The organism is Salinisphaera sp. G21_0 (genome assembly GCF_017744115.1).
Taxonomy (GTDB): Bacteria; Pseudomonadota; Gammaproteobacteria; order Pseudomonadales; family Endozoicomonadaceae; genus Endozoicomonas.
The window spans coordinates 202457-219586 of record NZ_JAGHQW010000001.1; the positions used below are offsets into that span (position 1 = coordinate 202457).

The 17130-nt window shown below is 49.2% G+C and carries 18 protein-coding genes and 1 other RNA gene; 13 read left to right on the plus strand and 6 right to left on the minus strand.

The features are described from left to right. Nucleotides 1–133: 133 nt before the first annotated feature. The 8 genes from J7439_RS00820 (at nt 134) to J7439_RS00855 (ending at nt 6851) form a co-directional block, all read left to right on the plus strand. On the plus strand, nt 134–703 hold the full coding sequence (locus J7439_RS00820) for a hypothetical protein (protein ID WP_209199747.1): 570 nt from the start codon (nt 134–136) through the stop codon (nt 701–703). 226 nt (nt 704–929) lie between these two features. Next, nucleotides 930–1490: a TMEM165/GDT1 family protein gene (locus J7439_RS00825; RefSeq protein WP_209199754.1), complete on the plus strand. Its 561-nt coding sequence runs from the start codon at nt 930–932 to the stop codon at nt 1488–1490. Between the two features lie 149 nt (nt 1491–1639). After that, an RNA gene (gene ffs, locus J7439_RS00830) (signal recognition particle sRNA small type) lies at nt 1640–1736 on the plus strand. Nucleotides 1737–1887: 151 nt separating this feature from the next. Further along, complete coding sequence (gene dnaX / locus J7439_RS00835) at nt 1888–4050, plus strand: DNA polymerase III subunit gamma/tau (protein ID WP_209199767.1); 2163 nt, start codon at nt 1888–1890, stop codon at nt 4048–4050. A gap of 68 nt (nt 4051–4118) precedes the next feature. Then, nucleotides 4119–4445: a YbaB/EbfC family nucleoid-associated protein gene (locus tag J7439_RS00840; RefSeq protein WP_101746317.1), complete on the plus strand. Its 327-nt coding sequence runs from the start codon at nt 4119–4121 to the stop codon at nt 4443–4445. A gap of 248 nt (nt 4446–4693) precedes the next feature. After that, nucleotides 4694–5293: a recombination mediator RecR gene (recR, locus tag J7439_RS00845; RefSeq protein WP_101746318.1), complete on the plus strand. Its 600-nt coding sequence runs from the start codon at nt 4694–4696 to the stop codon at nt 5291–5293. Nucleotides 5294–5310: 17 nt separating this feature from the next. Further along, on the plus strand, nt 5311–6165 hold the full coding sequence (locus J7439_RS00850; protein WP_209199769.1) for a DUF72 domain-containing protein: 855 nt from the start codon (nt 5311–5313) through the stop codon (nt 6163–6165). A gap of 455 nt (nt 6166–6620) precedes the next feature. Beyond that, nucleotides 6621–6851 (plus strand): hypothetical protein, encoded by a 231-nt coding sequence (locus J7439_RS00855; protein ID WP_209199771.1) that lies wholly within the window; start codon nt 6621–6623, stop codon nt 6849–6851. Between the two features lie 187 nt (nt 6852–7038). Here the strand turns inward: J7439_RS00855 and J7439_RS00860 are convergent, their stop codons facing one another. Then, nucleotides 7039–7677, minus strand: coding sequence for a sulfotransferase family 2 domain-containing protein (locus J7439_RS00860; protein WP_209199772.1), 639 nt, complete (start codon nt 7675–7677; stop codon nt 7039–7041). A 114-nt stretch (nt 7678–7791) separates the two neighbouring features. On the opposite strand from J7439_RS00860, the gene cysC reads away from it, so the two are divergent. The 4 genes from cysC to J7439_RS00880 are packed head-to-tail and all read left to right on the plus strand — an operon-like array spanning nt 7792 to nt 10598. Next, the gene (gene cysC / locus J7439_RS00865) at nt 7792–8397 is read left to right on the plus strand and encodes an adenylyl-sulfate kinase (protein WP_286198124.1); all 606 of its coding nucleotides are present in this window, start codon (nt 7792–7794) and stop codon (nt 8395–8397) included. A 17-nt stretch (nt 8398–8414) separates the two neighbouring features. Then, nucleotides 8415–9458: a phytanoyl-CoA dioxygenase family protein gene (locus J7439_RS00870; protein WP_209199788.1), complete on the plus strand. Its 1044-nt coding sequence runs from the start codon at nt 8415–8417 to the stop codon at nt 9456–9458. A 4-nt stretch (nt 9459–9462) separates the two neighbouring features. Further along, nucleotides 9463–10008 (plus strand): hypothetical protein, encoded by a 546-nt coding sequence (locus J7439_RS00875; RefSeq protein WP_209199790.1) that lies wholly within the window; start codon nt 9463–9465, stop codon nt 10006–10008. Beyond that, nucleotides 10005–10598 carry an alpha-ketoglutarate-dependent dioxygenase AlkB gene (locus J7439_RS00880; RefSeq protein ID WP_209199791.1) on the plus strand — a complete coding sequence of 198 codons (594 nt, stop codon included), beginning with the start codon at nt 10005–10007 and terminating at the stop codon, nt 10596–10598. The genes J7439_RS00875 and J7439_RS00880 overlap by 4 nt, the downstream gene beginning before the upstream one ends. 60 nt (nt 10599–10658) lie before the next feature. Here the strand turns inward: J7439_RS00880 and J7439_RS00885 are convergent, their stop codons facing one another. Next, complete coding sequence (locus tag J7439_RS00885; protein ID WP_209199793.1) at nt 10659–12242, minus strand: aspartyl/asparaginyl beta-hydroxylase domain-containing protein; 1584 nt, start codon at nt 12240–12242, stop codon at nt 10659–10661. Between the two features lie 66 nt (nt 12243–12308). Continuing rightward, the gene (locus tag J7439_RS00890; RefSeq protein WP_209199799.1) at nt 12309–12542 is read right to left on the minus strand and encodes a hypothetical protein; all 234 of its coding nucleotides are present in this window, start codon (nt 12540–12542) and stop codon (nt 12309–12311) included. Nucleotides 12543–12609: 67 nt separating this feature from the next. On the opposite strand from J7439_RS00890, the gene J7439_RS00895 reads away from it, so the two are divergent. Then, the gene (locus J7439_RS00895; protein WP_209199800.1) at nt 12610–13548 is read left to right on the plus strand and encodes a phytanoyl-CoA dioxygenase family protein; all 939 of its coding nucleotides are present in this window, start codon (nt 12610–12612) and stop codon (nt 13546–13548) included. Here the strand turns inward: J7439_RS00895 and J7439_RS00900 are convergent. The 3 genes from J7439_RS00900 to J7439_RS00910 form a co-directional block, all read right to left on the minus strand. Further along, a complete protein-coding gene (locus J7439_RS00900) occupies nt 13497–14783 on the minus strand; it encodes a sulfotransferase family protein (RefSeq protein WP_209199801.1) in 1287 nt (428 codons plus the stop codon). The genes J7439_RS00895 and J7439_RS00900 overlap by 52 nt on opposite strands. Nucleotides 14784–14824: 41 nt before the next feature. Next, nucleotides 14825–15766: a methionyl-tRNA formyltransferase gene (locus J7439_RS00905; protein ID WP_209199802.1), complete on the minus strand. Its 942-nt coding sequence runs from the start codon at nt 15764–15766 to the stop codon at nt 14825–14827. A gap of 63 nt (nt 15767–15829) precedes the next feature. Beyond that, the gene (locus J7439_RS00910) at nt 15830–17098 is read right to left on the minus strand and encodes an SAM-dependent methyltransferase (protein ID WP_209199803.1); all 1269 of its coding nucleotides are present in this window, start codon (nt 17096–17098) and stop codon (nt 15830–15832) included. Nucleotides 17099–17130: the final 32 nt, after the last annotated feature.

Genomic DNA, 17130 nt, shown 5'->3' on the forward strand with positions numbered 1-17130 from the left:
TACGTGTTGAACTTTTTTTTGGAAAGAAAGTCATAAAATTGTGAGTTGGCATTTGTTCTTCAGAAAGTCGTTTTCATATGAGCTGACCCGGCAGCATCAACTTATTTTCCATACTGGTAACAGGAATTGAATTATGCAGTCTACATCATGTCCAAGTGCGCCGTCCTGCCATCTGAAAGACTACCTTTTGAACGAAGAGGTATTAATTACCTCATGTTCTTGCGGTCACATTGGCTCACTTTTATGTTATGCGGTATCGGCTCTCCCTAAAGCTGCTCCTATCGGTTTTGTTTCATTTTGCACAGCTTCAGCCATTGGTCTCGCCATGGAGCAACGCAATATTGTCCGGCACGACTATGAAACCAAACTGTTGCTGATAAGCAACAAAGAGTTAAAAAGAGAGTTAAAGGAAAAGCTTGAACGATTATCCGTGAGGCAATGTGCTACTTTTCTTGGATGTAAAAAAAATCGGGAGGCAATTGCTGATCTTAAAAAATTGATTAAAGGAAATGATGAAGCGCTGTATAAAAAGCTTGAGCGAATATCCAGTAAGCAAACCGTAAATAATCATACATGCACAATGAATAGCGAGAAAATGGAGGGCCTCCATGAACTGATAAACAACATGTCAACGGTAATAACTGAACAGCCCGGGGTATTAAATCAACTACCCACAGACTGTCATCGGCAAAAAAACAGGTAGTTGCCCTTGATATCTACCTTCTCCCAAAGTGGCATAGAGTCTGACGGATATCTCCTGGTTTGTAAGAAATGTAAAGCGCAGGATTTGTTCCATATCAGCACCGGCTTTCAATGTTTTCTGTATTCTCCGGTCTGTTGTGTTCAACACTGTGGTTCAGTAGAGTCTGGCCAATACTGGTTCCGATCCGGTTCAAGAGCCAATCATTCATCGCCTCCCCGGATTTGTTATGGAAACCTTTTCCCTTTCCGCACTGGTGGTTTTTCTCGCTGAAATCGGTGACAAGACCCAGCTGCTGTCGCTGATGCTGGCGTTGCGGTTTCGCGCTCCCTGGCTGATCTCTCTGGCTATTTTGCTGGCGACTCTGTTGAACCATGCCGTTGCCGTCTGGTTTGGCAGTTGGGTGGTTGCCTGGATTTCCCCTGATATTCTTCAATATCTGATTGCCGCTTCCTTTTTTGCTGTTGCTGTATGGACCCTGATCCCGGATAAGCTGAGTGACAATGATGGGGCAACGACGGGTTATGGCGTTTTTCTAACGACACTGGCTCTGTTTTTTGTGGCCGAGATGGGCGATAAGACCCAGGTCGCGACTGTGCTTCTGGCGGCTGAATGTTCTGCCACGATCATGGTGATTGCCGGCACTACGCTGGGCATGCTGCTGGCCAATATACCCGTGGTCTTCTTTGGTGAGAATTTGGCAGAGAGGCTGCCACTGCAATGGATTCGCCGTGGGGCTGCGTTGTTGTTTGCCGGGTTGGGCGTGATGGCGCTGGTGAATCCATCATAATATTGTTTCCGGGCTTACCAGCCGGAAAAAAGCGGGCCTGATTGTGAATAAAATGATGGCCAGATGTGCGCTGGCAGTTGACGTCAGATCGGGTTTTATGCAGAATGCCCTGCATCGGGACGCGATGCCCCGATCCTTATGGTGGACCTTGCCGGTCCCCCCGCAATAATCAGCTACGAACCCCGCCAGGCCCGGAAGGGAGCAACGGTAGTAGTGACATTATGTGCCGGGGTGTGGCTGGCAGGGTTCGCCTCCATTATTCCGGGTTCTCCGGATTTTCCTCACTCCCAAACTCGCTTTCAAATACTTCTCTAACGTTTCCTGATCGTGCAATTTCAAGGCTTCTTGGTTAGCATAGATATTCTTTAATTCCCACATCAGGTATTGACGCTAATCAATGAGCTATCAGGTTCTTGCACGCAAATGGCGACCCCGTTCTTTCAAAGAGCTGGTAGGGCAGTCCCATGTTCTTCAGGCGCTGGTTAATGCCCTGGATCAGGATCGTCTCCACCATGCCTACCTGTTTACCGGTACCCGGGGTGTGGGTAAGACCACCATTGCCCGTATTTTTGCCAGGTGTCTGAATTGTGAGCAGGGTGTCAGCTCGACCCCCTGTGGCCAGTGTTCAGCCTGCAAAGAGATTGATGATGGCCGGTTTGTAGACCTGATTGAAGTGGATGCGGCCTCCAGAACCAAGGTAGAAGATACCCGGGAACTGCTGGATAACGTTCAGTATGCGCCAACCCGTGGGCGCTATAAGGTGTACCTGATCGATGAGGTGCACATGCTCTCGGCGCACAGTTTTAACGCGCTGTTGAAAACGCTGGAAGAGCCGCCTCCCCATGTGAAATTCCTGCTGGCAACCACGGATCCTCAGAAGCTGCCGGTGACCATTTTGTCCCGCTGTCTACAGTTCAGCCTGAAGAATATGACGCCAGAGCGAATTGTCGGTCATCTGGAGAATATTCTTGGACAGGAACAGATCCCCTGCGAAGTGGCGGCACTGTGGCAGCTGGCCCGTGCTGCGGATGGCAGTATGCGTGATGCCCTCAGTTTGACGGATCAGGCCATTGCTTTTGGCAACGGGCGGGTCAGTGAGGCTGAGGTGGGGGCGATGCTGGGTACCATTGACCAGGGGCAGGTGATGAAGATGGTGGTGGCGCTGTCGACCGCCAATGCGGCTCATATCCTGGGTTCGGTGTCATCCCTGGCAGAACATTCGCCGGATTATCTGGCAGTACTGGATGATATGCTGTCCCTGCTGCATCGGGTGGCCATTGCCCAGGCTGTGCCCGATGCCGTTGATAACAGTCAGGGTGATCGTGAGCAGGTTATAGCGCTGGCATCATCAATGACGGCTGAGGATGTGCAGCTTTATTACCAGATTGGTCTTGTGGGCAAGAAAGACCTGCCCCTGGCACCGGATCCCCGGGGTGGTTTTGAAATGGCCTTGCTGCGTATGCTGGCGTTCCGGCCCGATGGTGCGCCAGCGGCTGGCAGGCAGCTTGAGATTTCTGGTGCAAAACAGGGTGTGATGGCGGTTGCAGCGCAGCCGGTAAATAATGTCGCCTCTTCATCTGCGGAAAGCTTTTCATCAGCTGAAGGCTCTTCATCAGCTGAAGGCTCTTCATCAGCTGAAGGCTCTTCATCAGCTGAAGGCTCTTCATCTCACAACAGCACTTCTGATGAGGAAGGTGCTTCTGATCCGGAGCCTGAGCCTGCTACCCAACAAGTTGATGCGCCTGCTGTTATTCATGAAACTGCTCAGGAAACCATTGAGCAAGAAAACCCTTCGCTCCAGAGCAGTGGTCACAGGGATACCTTTGAGCCTCCTGTTATTGCTGATGAGCCACCAAAAACACCACCAGAGGAAATAACCTCCCGGGCTGTGGTCAGTGAAGATGCACCGCCAATCCCGGAGGTCGTGCCACTGTCAGCGTATGACCAGGCTGCCTTTGAGTCGCCCGTTTATGATGAGCGTGACAGTGCTCTGGATGATATGCAGGCACACTGGTCGTCCGGAGTCGATTCTCAGGAAGTCGCTACTGTAGCGGGTGCCTCTGCTCACCAGTCTCTGAGTCTGTCATCGGTTGTTGCTCCTGAAGCCCCGGTCAGGGCTGTGGTGGAATTACCGGCAAAAGAAGATCGGGTGCCATTTACGCAGATGGATGCTGTGAGCTGGATTCAGGTTTTTCGCGGTCTTCCCCTGGGAGGGGTGACAGGCACCATTGGTTCCCATTGTGAGTTTGTTGACAGTGAACAGGGTGCCGTCCGGTTACGACTTGATGAGCAGCGCAGCACGCTCTACAACGACACCCATCGTCAGCGTGTGGAAAAGGCGCTGTGTGATTATTTTGAACAGTCCGTTAAACTGTCAATTGACACTGGTCGTATTGTTAATGAAACTCCTGCTGCCTGGCGCGAACGGAAAATTGCCGAGCGTCTTCAGGAAGCGAAAGAGAGTATTTATTCCGATGCCAGGGTAAAGGGGTTGATTGAGACCTTTTCGGCCATGGTCCTGGATGACTCGATTCAACCAGTTGGTAATATTATCAAGTAAAAAGCCCGGGCGTGATGATCGGTGAATTCCGGTGGTCCCTGTTTGGTGTTTTTTGTGCAGAGGTCAATATGTTTAAAGGTGGTATGGGCAATCTGATGAAGCAGGCCCAGAAAATGCAGGAAGATATGGAGAAGCTCCAGGAGGAGTTGGCCAATGCAGTAGTCACTGGTGAAGCCGGTGCCGGGCTGGTTAAGGTCATCATGACCGGTCGTTATGATGTTCGTAAGGTAGAGATCGATCCAAGCCTGTTTGCGGAAGACAAGGAGATGTTGGAAGATCTGGTGGCTGCTGCTATCAATGATGCGGTTCGTAAAGTAGAAGAGAACAACAAGGAAAAAATGGGTGAGCTGACCTCAGGGCTCGGTCTTCCAGCCGGTATAAAACTGCCATTCTAGGAGGCTGTCCGAGAATAGCGCCCGTAGCGAGGATGGCAGAAAATTGAGGATAAAAAGTCGGAAATTTTTAGTGAATAGTGGTTCTATTTACTAAAAATTTCCGACTTTTTAGACCAATTTGCTGCCACCACAGTAGGGCAGTCTATTCTCGGTCAGCCTCCTAGACTCCTTACGCCCGACACGCTTGCTATGTTACTTAGAGCTAATGGGTGTCGGGCAGCGATATCATTGTTAATCAGGTTTTGTTTATGTTCAGCCCCATGATCAGGGAATTGATGGAGTCATTGCGCTGTCTGCCAGGCGTGGGGCCGCGTTCGGCCCAGAGAATGGCGTTGCACCTGCTGGAAAGGGATCGTGACGGGGCTGTGCGCTTGTCGGCTGCTCTCAGACAGGCTGCCGAAGGGGTGGGGCGATGCGGGCATTGCCGTACACTGACGGAAGAGCCTGTCTGTCAGATCTGTGCCAATCCCGGCAGGGATGAAAAACTGTTGTGTATTGTCGAGAATCCTTCGGATGTTATGGCCTTTGAGCAGGCCGGTGGCTTTTCAGGACGTTATTTTGTGTTAATGGGGCATTTGTCGCCTATTGATGGTATCGGGCCAGAAGATATTGGCATTGAACACCTGTTGAAAACGGTGGCTGATAATCAGGTAGAAGAGGTTATCCTGGCAACCAACCCGACGGTGGAAGGTGAGGCCACGGCGCACTATATTGCTGAAGAGTTGAAAACCCTCGGGGTGACGGCCACTCGCATTGCTCATGGTGTTCCCCTGGGTGGTGAGCTTGAGTTTGTGGATGGTGGTACCCTGGCCCATGCCCTGGCAGGCCGCAAGAAGGTTGAAATCTGACCAGAGGTTGATCAACGATGTCACAGCCTCCCTTTTTTCTTGGACTGCCCATGTGGAGTAACCGGGATTGGTTGGGAGGCCTCTTCCCGCAGCATGCGTCCAGTAAAGATTTTTTGCACCATTACAGCGGCGCATTTAATACGGTGGAAGGCAATACCACCTTTTACGCCTTGCCCGGCGAAGAAACCGTTGCCAGTTGGCAGGCGCAATTGAACCCCGGCTTTCGTTTCTGTTTTAAATTCCCAAAAACAATCACTCATGGTGGGCATTTATCCAATAGTGATGCGTTGCAGCAGTTTTTTGAGCGGTTGGGTGTGTTGAAGGCCTCACTTGGCCCTTTTATGATTCAGCTACCGGCTTCGTTCTGTCCTTCCCGGTTGGCTGAACTTGGGCGTTTTTTACGATCATTACCACAAGGTTATAGTTACGCCGTTGAAGTCCGTCACCCGACTTTTTTCACCAAAGGTGATGAGGAGCGCGAACTCAACCGGTTGCTGATGGATCTGGCTATTGACCGTGTCTGTTTTGATAGCCGTTCTCTGTTCAGCAGGCCTGCACGCAATGAAGCAGAGCGGGATGCTCAGGCTAAAAAGCCCCGTCTTCCAGTGCATGCAATTGCTACCGGACAGTTTCCAATGATTCGTTTTATTGGCCTGGGAGATATGACCTGTGATGAAGAGTACCTTATACCCTGGCAGCACAAGTTGAGGGAATGGCTATCAGCAGGAAAACAGCCTTACTTTTTCATGCATAGCCCAAGTAATCGCGAGGTTCCTCTTCTGGCCAAGAGCTTTCATGACAGTTTTCAGGATTTGCCCGGATGGCATCCGCTGAAGATTGAGGCTCAAACCGATCAGCTGGATATTTTCTAAAGATGGGAGATTTTAAGGCTTGGGTAATACCAGGGAGTAGGTAAATCTGAGAGATATCCGTAATAGAAAAAAGTGTCCCTGATTTCAGGCTAAAATTAGACGAAATAACGCTTTTATATCAATAGGTTATATTTATAGCGTTGTTGCTGGAGTAACTGTTTGCTGGAACCAGCAAGGCCGTAACGCAAAGAGTTATCCTCGCATCATGAGCACTCTCTTTTTAATCGGACTTATCTGGCAGGTTGTGGATCGTGGATACGTAACTCGTTGAGCCGACTTTCGCTCATTTGCTAGGTAATCCACTGGCTTAAATCTTCCGGAGGCTTCATGTCATTGGTAATACATGCCTCCAGAAAGCCTGTAAGCCACCGCTTCTGGTTAATCTGGCCATTAACGCCGTATAAAGTCAGGCTACCAATGGCGTTATTTCCAGTTATACCGGCATATCCAATACCATGTTAAAATCTGCGCCGGATCGTTCATCGTTGACCCGGGAGTTTGCCGACTGTGTAGGGAAATATAACCAGGTGGCACGGAGGCTTTACCAAAATGGCCCAGACTATAAACAGAGAACATTGGTACGATATAAGCGACTACCCACTGCTGGTGTCTTTCACCCGACTCTGGCGGATGCTGAAATGACTGCCCATCTCTGGTTACGAATGCTGGAAAATTTGGGGGAATAATATCAACTGTCGACGTTTCGTTTAGCCCGATGCAGAAACTGGGGCGTACAGGGAAAGGTTCGGTACATACGTTCCTGCAAAAGCAGGCCTGGATAAAGTTGACGATGGATTGATTTACCAACTTCAAAGCTGAACAGAGCCTATCCACAATTTCAATGTCACAAATTTCCATACCCACTAATTCATTTCAGAGTTCTGGAGCTTCGAACCCAAATCGCTCTATTTCAGTCTGGTATTGACCTTTCAGCTTATGTACTGTTTTTTTCTGCCATATGAATGGGCGGTAAGAGCGGTCATAGTTATTCTTATTTTCAGGGATTCTGGTTGGCTGAATATTTAACCGTGAGCTTATATGGTCAAGCCCCGTTTGTAATTCCTGACATCTTTTCTGGTGATTAAAACTGTGCAATTCGATGATTTCATCGACATCCTTGATATACCTGAGTTGGCAGAGTGTGTCATCAAATCGGCCCTCATTATGCATAGGTGCCCTGAGGTGACTTTCTTTCGGTGGAGGACAGCCTGAGTCAACCCAATCTTCAAAACTGATGGACTGATAACTTTTTGAGTCTGCTGTGTGCCGGTAAAAATAGAAGAATGAGTGTGCCCGATCCCAAGTATTCCTCACAACAACAAATGTTGTGTAGTTTTCCCACTTTTCAGGATATTTTGAGCGAATCACTTCAGGGATTGCATGATTAACCGTGGCAATACGATGGTCGAAGGGGTTATGGATATTTTGCACACCCATGAGTGCATGTTTAATGGAATAGGTTGCTGTTTTAGGGTTTTCTACAAAAATATATTTTTTATTGTCATCAATCATCTTATTGATGCTCTGTCGAGTTGATCAGGTATATGCTGTTAATTTAATGTAAAAGAAATGCCGCAGGCAATATAACAACAGGTACTTTGAAAGGAAGCATCGCTTTTAATGACTATGAAGCCTGTCAATTGGCACAGACATATGGTTCCGAAAAATGCTCGAAGCAGGCTTAAACGGCAAAAACCCTGTCTCCTCTGGTTTACGGGGCTGAGTGGGGCTGGAAAATCAACGTTGGCCAATTCAGTAGATCATATGCTTCATGGGATGCAGTTGCATACGTATGTGCTGGATGGTGACAATTTACGACATGGTTTAAACAGCGATCTGGGTTTCAGTTATCAGGACAGAATGGAAAATATCCGCCGTGCCGGTGAAGTATCCTCACTGATGGTCGATGCTGGTTTGATCGTTCTCGCTGCCTTTATTTCGCCGTTCAACTGTGATCGCTCTCTGGTTCGAAAAATGCTGAAGAACGGAGAATTTATAGAAATATATCTGAATACCGACATTTCTGTTTGCCAGCAGCGTGACCCTAAAGGTCTATATGACAGAGCTATTTCTGGAGAAATAAAAGACTTTACCGGGATAAGTTCACCCTATGAAATACCAGAAAACCCTGAGCTAACCATAGATACCGAAAAGCTTTCGCTGACAGCATGTACAGAGTTAATTATTAACTACCTTTCTTCCCATCACTTTATTGAAGAGGGGGAGTGGTAGTGAGCTTGATACAGAGCATGGATGATATTACTGATAAGTTACCCAGTGGGTTTGAGGTTGGTCGTTTGGGAATACGTCATTCCCGGAGATTCTGGTTTTCAACTCTGGCTCTGACTGAAGGAGGAACACCTGACCGGTTGACAGAATACCATCTTGATCGGGTGTTGCTCGATTGTCTGGGTGTAGGTTTGCACCAGGCAATACAATATCTGTTGTCGAATACACCTTCCTTTGAGTTGTTTGAGCAATGGGTTGTCGATATTGCCGGTGAGCCCGATCCTGACCAGGTGATGCGTTTCAACATGGAGTATGAACACTTAAGTCCCTGTGCAGAATATTCCTACCGCGCAGAGAAGAATCCTGACAACGCCATTCTTACCCATTCAGATATGCAGTTCTGGCATGAGAACGGGTATATCAGGATCAGTGATCTGATAGATCCTGCTCTTATCATGAATGCCTGTGGTGCGGTATGGCAAGCGGCGGGTGCGTCACCAGCAGACAACGCCAGCTGGTATTTGGGAAGCCGATCCGGAATCATGATTGGATTGATTCAGCATCCTGCCCTGGAGGCAATCAGGCGCTCCCCAATGATTCACCGGGTCTTCTCTGAACTCTGGGATACAGGGCATTTGTGGGCCTCAGCCGATCGTTGCAGTTTTCACCCTCCGCAAACGTCAATACATGCTTTTCAGGGGCCGGATTTACATTGGGATGTTGATGTTAATCACACGGTTTCGCTGTTCACACAAGGACTCGTGTATTTAACAGATACACCGGCTGAGCAAGGTGCTTTAACACTGGTTCCGGGTTTTCATCACCGGTTTCAAGATTGGATCAATGATCGTGGCCTAAATCCACAGATTGACCTGGAGGAGTTGCATGCCCAGGGATCGATCCCCATTGCCGGAAAGGCTGGAGACTTGATTATCTGGCATCACTGGTTACCCCATGGCTCAAGACCGAATCTTGGGAACCTGCCTCGGGTTGTGCAATATCTGAATATGTACCCCATGCATCTGGATTATGGTGATAAAGCCGCAATGCAACAAGGACAATGATCTCATGAGCGACGCAGACCATCCGCTTTCTGTTTTATACAACAGGGTAAGGGCTTTTGAGCTGGTTCAATGCAGGATGAAGCATGAAAATATTCTTCAACGCGATCACCAGTCTCTGGATGTGATGTCTGAAGATCCTGCTTATAAGAGAGAGCCACTGTGTCATGCTGCCATCAGGGCCAGGCGACTTGGATGCGCTCATACGGGAGCACGCAGAGAGTTTTGCCGAATGCTGGACGAGTTCCCGGAAGCCTGGTTTGCAACTTCACAAATAGCAGGATGGAAAGAGCAGGTACATGCTGTCGAAGAAACCATTAACCAGGTAGATCGGCAGAAGAACATGGTTACTCTTGAATACGCCAGAGTGTCTATGCAAGGTTCAGCCCTCTCTGACGAACATCATCATCGGACATTGACTGATCTATCAGGCACCATTGAGCGGCTTAATGACCAGCATGGCCTGTGTGTTGATCAGCTTCGGGTGATACAGGAGTCTATTCTGGCCGCCTTGTTGAGTGCTTCAGAGAAAAGGAAGGGGGAGAAAGCATGAGGCAATTGCCGTTAAATTGCGAAGTTTATTACATTGCTGACTTTCTTGGCCCTGCAGAAGCAGAGTCGTTGTACCACGAAATTACGACAGGATTTGATGTGACCAACAGAGTCATCATCATGGCTGATGGATCTGAAATAGTGACTGGAAATGGCAATTATCTGTTTTGCCATCCGGAGTTGACCTCTTTTAAGAAACTGCATGAAACGTTCGGTGCCCGTGCTGCCTGGACAGATTCATTAATCGGCGTCAGGGAGCGGATTTACGAACAAACAGGTCATTGCTTCGATGTTGCCAGTTGTAATTATTATCAGGACGGGGCGGATTACATCGATTATCACCATGACCTACCGGCATTTGGCCCTACAGATCATATTGCTTCGCTCTCCCTCGGGGCGGAGAGAGAGTTTGTGCTTCGAAGCCTTGATGATCCCACGAAGGTTCACTCCCTGGTCATGGCTTCCGGTAGTCTGATATTTATGGGGGAAGGGTGTCAGGAACGCTTTGAACACAGCGTGCCGCCAGATCTACATTGCACCAAACCCCGGTTAAATCTGTCTTTCAGAAAATACCGCGGACAGAGTAATTGAGGCTTCGTTGAGAGTGGGGAGTCAAACAAACTTCAGCCAGGCCTGCTCTGTCAACAGGCCCTAATTAATCTTCAATAATTGATAGCCAGGTTTTTCACTGGTCTCATACTTGAGTTGTATGGTCTTCACAGGTTGGTCATGTTGGTACTGAAGGGTTTCTGGCCTATTCAGACTGCACTCATAGTTTCCCAGAGCCATATCTCCATAGACCTGAATATGCGTTTCCAGTATCACAGAATCCAGGTGCTGATTCTGATTGAGCCTGAATGTTTTATCCAGGGCATCTTCAGATCCTCTGCAAAGCGCGCGTGCAGTCTCCTGCTTGAGCTGGCTGACCTCTCCCAGATGGGTTGTGGTGTGATCATCATAAACGGCAAAGGCATTGATGGTCACGCTTTCAGGTATTAGGCATCCGTCGTTTTTCAAAGTATTGACCAGATTGCTGAAAATACTGACCTGGCACTCATCGACAAGAGCGGCCTTCATGGTTTCTGAAATAATGAGGTCATAGGACTCCTCTGGCTGCCAGTCACAGGCATTGGCGCACACGAACTGACTGGCGAAAGCCTCAAGGCCTGTCAGTTGAAGAATTTGCTTAAGGGTGTCGATGGAAAACGGGTGAATGTCCAGAAATGTGACTGAAACCCGATTGGCGTCCAGTAATGGCAGTAACGGTAACAACAGGGTAGCGAAAGGACCTGTGCCTGCGTAGAGGATATTTATGTTGCCCTGAGTCTCCAGCCTGTCGCAGATGGCTTGATGAATCCCCGTGATAAAGCGTGCCGATCGGAGTTGCTCGGCCGCACATTTAGCAGCGCTCAGTGGTGAGATGGCTCTGCCATTTCCGGTTTGCGTGAATTCATCGTTGGCTGGCATGGTAAGCTGCATATCCATGCCAATAAGGTCAGATAACCCGCTCATAAACGACAGGAGCTTTCTTCGGAGCTGGTCATGGGATGCGGACTCATGATCCAGCATGGTCTGACCGATACTGGCTATCCAGGCCTGTCGCTGAGGAATATCGAGTTCATCAAGCTTTACCGAGTCTGGAATACCAATCAGGTGTTGCAGCCATTCATTGCTGAGGCAGTCAATGACCAGATGAATCCGTGGGGTATCGCTGTTGTTTGCCACAGAATGGGGTTCATCTGCATTCAGATACCAGAGCTCTCCTTCCAGGATATGGATCTCCTCACCGGCAATGGTAAAGGACACATCGTTATTACTGAACAGGCAAAGATGCAGGCGTACCTGACCTTTTGAAAAGCAGAGGTCCTGATCCCTGTGAGTTCGGATCATGGCTCCGGGTTCCAGTTTCATCAGTCTTGCTGACAGAACACCACAGCGTAGCTGTTGCAGTAGAGTCTCTACACCGGGTAGCTGCCGGATGATCGGGTAGTTTATGTAATGTTCGGGATCATGGTCGGATATCTGAAATGCCTGAAGGATCGGATGGGCATCGCGATGGCAGATCAGCCCGCGCAGTGGAAGAACCTGCCACTCACCGTTATAGTCACGTTGATTGACATGCTCAATCCAATGTTCATTTTCAAGAGTCTTCAGCGTATCCCGCTGCAGGCTGGCAAAATCCTGAATAGTAAAATGCAGCTTTTTATAGGGTACATCCGGTAGTAAGTCTTTCATTGAAACGGCACTTCCCTGCGTTATTTTGAATCTGGTGGGGGTGTCACTCTCTCAGTATGCTTATGGCTATTGAGATTGTCGAAGCAATTCAAGTTCCGAATAGTGTTCTTCAATACGGTGCAGCTGATGATTGATTTCTTTGGGCATCGCCAGCCGCTCATCTTCTTCATAGCTGAAGACGGGTTGTTTGGAATGTCGCTGCTGACGATGCTTCATTTTTTCCAGAGTTTTCTTTAGCGATACTGGATACCAGCCAAGATCGGGCAAGAAGTTATTATCCATATTCTTTTGATCATCCATTGTCATCTATTAGCAGACTGTTATTCTGATAATTGCTTAACAAGCCAGTAAAGGATTACCGCCTGAAATGCCCATTTTTGCAACTCAACCTGCACAGAAACAGCAACTGTTAAAAGACGGTTATGTCCATTTGCCATCAGCATTACCAGAGACACTTCTGGAGCACTGGCGAGATCTCGCAGCACGACTGGAGCAGGATGCCCTGCGGGCACATGCAAGATCCGATACTTTGCATGGTGCCTGTGTGATAGATGATCCGGTCGGGCCCAGGCTGATGCGTTTTGATGATGTACTGGCGGCTGATCCCGAAGCCGTTCTGGATCTACTCGCCTGTCCGGCGATGATGGCTGTAGCCCGTGAGTTTGGTGGGGAAGGAACGGTCCCTGTACAGATGGATATTCTGTACAAACAGCAGCACCCTCATCCTGTTGTTCTCTGGCATCAGGGGGCTCAGCATCCCAGGGGGTACCCATATTTGAATGTTGGGGTTTATCTGGATGATGCACTGGAAGGTGATGGTTGTCTGCGATATGTGCCCGGTACCCAGCATGAGTTACAGGATATCTGTGGCCTGTCGGCACAGTATGGATGGGACATTCCCGGTACTATAGAACAACCGGCCAGGGCAGGGGATATCTTGATTCAGGACATGATGATTCTGCACGGTTCACAGCCAAAGTTGACCCCTGGTGTTCGTCGTACCATTTATATAGAACTGCGTCCGGTAGCAGGTATTCAGGAAAGCGAGGTTTATTCCAGAGAGTGGATTGAACTCAGGAAGCGCTGGATGGCACTTGTTTTGCAAAGAGCGGAATCAGGACATTGGCCAGACCGCTGGCTCAGGCAGATACCCCGTGACCCTGGCACCGTTGAAGACGTGGTTAGGGCGATAATGGCGCGTCGTGAAGCACCTATACCGGCGGTTTATTGCCATCAGCCGGTAGTGACAAAGGACTATCCGGTCAACGCCAGTGCTTCTGCCAGTGGCGACAAGTGCTCTGCATAATGTTCCCAGCGTCCTATTGATGAATGGTATAGCGGCCTGCGGACCTGCAGGTCGCTGGCGGTAGAAACAGGTCTTGGGTTCTTATGAAATAGCAGACACTGTTCATCCCACTCAAGGTTGCAGTAATCAATAATCTGTCGGCTGATTTTTTCAGGGTTGGCAACCAGTGCTTCGTACTGAATCTCAAGCATTGAGACAGGCAGCACCCTGCGCCAATGATTCATTAGCCGCTCATAGGCTTTATAGTACTCCCCAATTTCCTGCAGGTCATAGCTGAAATACTGTCCGGTATGAAACCAGGTTTGGAAGCAGGAGAGGCCGATGTCCATTGGGTTACGTCGACAGTGAATGATTTTTGCCCTGGGAAACAGGGTAGCTATCAGCCCGAGGAAAAGATAATTATCCAGTTTTTTATTGGTGATGTTGGTTTTATCCGGTGCAATAGACTGCAGCTGTTCAAGATACTGGCTGCCCAACAGGCGAATGGCTGCTTCATCCAGCGCAGCCAGTGATTCAAACACCGCGTCTTTTTGAACGATGCCTGACAGCAGGGTATCCAGCAGTGGAGTTTCTCCACCACCGTGTGCCAGTGGGTGTGATGCGATGATTTGTTCGATCAGTGTTGAGCCAGAGCGAGGCAATCCGATGATGAAAATAGGTGTTTCTGCAGACAATGCCTCGCACTCTTTCTGTTCATCAAAATAGTGCTGGTTGAATATTTCTATAATCGAATCAAACATGGCAGATTCTTTTTTACTGCTGTAATTGATTCGACTGCGCTGTAGGCTGTTACCCTCAGCATTATGAAAAAATGCATCGCTGTATAAGTTCAGATGATTATAGACAATGGCAAGAGTCAAGTGGAGAAACTGACGGTCTGTTTCTGGAAGATCCGGATGTTGCAGAAACCAGCGTATATTGTCTATCTCGGTGCTCGTGAGTGAAGGCTGAAGTTGAACCAGGTTAAAATAGGCAATCCCTGAAGATGGTGTTAAAGAAACAAGCTGTCTGAATGTTTCAGCTGCCTTTGAAGTTTGTCCCTGTTCTCTTAATGTCACCCCCAGGTTATTCAATGCGCCAGTATGATAAGGGTTGATGGCCAGTACTTGTTGATAATGCTCCATCGCGGCCTGGTAATAACCCTGTTTCTGGAATAAAAGCCCCTGACTGAAAGCATGCTGCTCGAGATCAGAGGGTGGCGATAACGAATGAATGGATAAATGCTGGAGAGTCATGATGTTTTTAGAACTTGATTTTACCTGATGTCAATTCAGTGCTACGAAAACTGCATGCCGGCATCCAGATTGAAGCGTTCGGCAAATGCCAGTCCACTGAAGAGACCTTCAGTGACCATGATGATATCCAGCCGCAGAGCCCCATCCACTGTGGCTACGATCATGCCTTCGGGTTCACCAATATGCAAAATGGTGCCGGGCTCAACGCCATACTTTGGGTGTGCTACGGAGGTGGCCTGCATCAGTGCAATGTGTGATTGCCGCCAGATTACCACGGCCCCATTAAACTGGGGATTACCAGCCTTGGCCATGGCCGATATTTCAGCGCTGGTCATGGCGTTCCAGTCAACGACAAGGTCTTCCGGTTTCGGCATGGGGGCCAGCGTCGGTTCACCTTCCTGAGGTACAGGGTGAAGCTCTTCAGAGGCAAGCTTCTCCAGAAACTCCAGAATCAAACCGGGAGCCTGGGCTGCCATGGTATTGGCAAGGGTATTCAGCGTGTCTCTGTCGTGGATTGGCAACGGTTGCTGAAGAACAATGTCACCGCTATCGGCTTCATCTTCCGTTTGAATAATGGTCAGGCTGGTTTGTGTTTCACCGTTGCGGATCTGCCAGTAGAGTGGCATGGCACCGCGGTATCTGGGCAGAGGGGAAGCGTGCAGATTATAAAGACCGAAACGAAAGGCCTGTCGGATACTGCCTGGGAGCAAACTGGGAAAGGTATAGATCAATCCGGCGTCGGCCTGCCACTGATCAATGACCGGCAGAATGTGGTCGGGTTGCTCATTCAGGTAGACCTGAAAAGGGATACCTGCCTGCTGCAGTTGCTGTACCAGATGCTGAGTACCCGGCTCCTGCCGGTTTGGAACGATCACGCCAGCCAGCTGCCCGGTTTGCAGCAATTGGTTAATGGCTGGAATAACGATCATGCTGGAGGCAAATAGAACCAGTTTGTTTTTTTTATTGAGATGGCGCACGGGCATTAAACGACCTTTTGCATTTATTGGTTTTAGGCTCTGTTGACATAAGGTGTTGAAATCGATGTTTCATGCTTTAACGGGCAAAAAACCGGGCAATCCATTCAGTCGATAATAGAAGGTCAGCTGGTCGCCACTGTTTACCAGCAGATCCCCGGGCTTTGGCTCTGTGGGGACAAAGTTGATGCAGGCCTGCATATCGGGCAGTGGGTGAGTGATTCCTGAATCATACTCACCAATGATCTCCTGATCTTCACCGTTGTCACCGGTAATTACCCGGGTGCAGATCATCATGATCGGGTGCTTCATATGCTCAGGCAGTTCCGGCAGGGTTACCGTGCCGCACTGAATCAGGCTGGTAAACTCATCAATCACCTGTTCCGGTAAATTGCGCAGGCTTTCCAACGTCAGGCTGAGAATCTCCCCAAGATCGATACGGCGTTCAAGGGTTTCCTGACTCATATTGGCGGCAAAAACCTGGCCGGATTTATCCTGCCACTGATCGTTATACTCCTGCTGACCTTCATTGATGACTGCCCGCAGGCTTACCTCACGGGGAATGAAAAAACCGCCTGGCTCTATCCGGCTGGCAAAATGTCTGGCCAGAGCCAGATGCCCCTCGCGGCTGAAACCGTGCTGCATGGCTTCGAGCACCACAATGTGAACAGGCTCGGAGGTTTCATACATGCAGCCGTCCAGCAGCTGGATATCACGAATAAAGGGGGTAATCTGCAGTGCATCCACCTGAGCATGCAGGCTGGCCACCGCACCGGGCTGCATATCAATCAGCGTGATTTGCAAATCCTGCCCGCTGTAAAGTCCCAGTTGCTGGTAATAGGCGATCAGCGGCAACAGAAGGGGAGCCAGAGGACCGCAGGCAGGATAGACAATATGCAAAGGTCCGGGCGTATGTTTAACCAGTTTGGCAACTGCATGATTGATGGCCCGGATAAAAGCCCGTACGCGCAGGCTGTCTTTCTGGGTGGTAATGCCGTAGTCCGGTGACATGACCAGCCCGTGTCGCCCGATATACTGTCGTTTACGTAACGCCGATGATATGTCACAGCCGTTATAGATGTTGTGCTGGTGCTCAAACAGTTTTTCCAGCTTGAAATCCAGGCTGGTTTTATCCAGCGGCTGTTGCAGAATCTCTCTGACTGTGGCTACTGCGCAGGTCAGAAGGCTCTCGGTTTTTTCTGTTGGTTCAACTGCCGCTGGCTGTGTGTTCTGAGAAACACCGGCCAATTGCCCACGCAGAATGTCGTTGAGGGTACCGGTTATCGATGCTGTGTCTGCATAGGTCGTGGCTGGCGGTGGCACAGGTTGGCTTTTACTCATGGCTTTCCCGGTTTTTCTGTTGAAGGCCGGAG

Coding starts and splice junctions, on each gene's coding strand:
- J7439_RS00905 (WP_209199802.1), bottom strand. CDS start 15,766: ATGCCCGTGCGCCATCTCAATAAAAAAAACAAACTGGTTCTATTTGCC.
- J7439_RS00900 (WP_209199801.1), bottom strand. CDS start 14,783: ATGACTCTCCAGCATTTATCCATTCATTCGTTATCGCCACCCTCTGAT.
- dnaX (WP_209199767.1), top strand. CDS start 1,888: ATGAGCTATCAGGTTCTTGCACGCAAATGGCGACCCCGTTCTTTCAAA.
- J7439_RS00825 (WP_209199754.1), top strand. CDS start 930: ATGGAAACCTTTTCCCTTTCCGCACTGGTGGTTTTTCTCGCTGAAATC.
- J7439_RS00890 (WP_209199799.1), bottom strand. CDS start 12,542: ATGGATGATCAAAAGAATATGGATAATAACTTCTTGCCCGATCTTGGC.
- J7439_RS00855 (WP_209199771.1), top strand. CDS start 6,621: ATGTTAAAATCTGCGCCGGATCGTTCATCGTTGACCCGGGAGTTTGCC.
- J7439_RS00880 (WP_209199791.1), top strand. CDS start 10,005: ATGAGGCAATTGCCGTTAAATTGCGAAGTTTATTACATTGCTGACTTT.
- J7439_RS00895 (WP_209199800.1), top strand. CDS start 12,610: ATGCCCATTTTTGCAACTCAACCTGCACAGAAACAGCAACTGTTAAAA.
- J7439_RS00885 (WP_209199793.1), bottom strand. CDS start 12,242: ATGAAAGACTTACTACCGGATGTACCCTATAAAAAGCTGCATTTTACT.
- J7439_RS00910 (WP_209199803.1), bottom strand. CDS start 17,098: ATGAGTAAAAGCCAACCTGTGCCACCGCCAGCCACGACCTATGCAGAC.
- J7439_RS00820 (WP_209199747.1), top strand. CDS start 134: ATGCAGTCTACATCATGTCCAAGTGCGCCGTCCTGCCATCTGAAAGAC.
- J7439_RS00850 (WP_209199769.1), top strand. CDS start 5,311: ATGTCACAGCCTCCCTTTTTTCTTGGACTGCCCATGTGGAGTAACCGG.
- J7439_RS00860 (WP_209199772.1), bottom strand. CDS start 7,677: ATGATTGATGACAATAAAAAATATATTTTTGTAGAAAACCCTAAAACA.
- recR (WP_101746318.1), top strand. CDS start 4,694: ATGTTCAGCCCCATGATCAGGGAATTGATGGAGTCATTGCGCTGTCTG.
- cysC (WP_286198124.1), top strand. CDS start 7,792: ATGAAGCCTGTCAATTGGCACAGACATATGGTTCCGAAAAATGCTCGA.
- J7439_RS00870 (WP_209199788.1), top strand. CDS start 8,415: ATGGATGATATTACTGATAAGTTACCCAGTGGGTTTGAGGTTGGTCGT.
- J7439_RS00840 (WP_101746317.1), top strand. CDS start 4,119: ATGTTTAAAGGTGGTATGGGCAATCTGATGAAGCAGGCCCAGAAAATG.
- J7439_RS00875 (WP_209199790.1), top strand. CDS start 9,463: ATGAGCGACGCAGACCATCCGCTTTCTGTTTTATACAACAGGGTAAGG.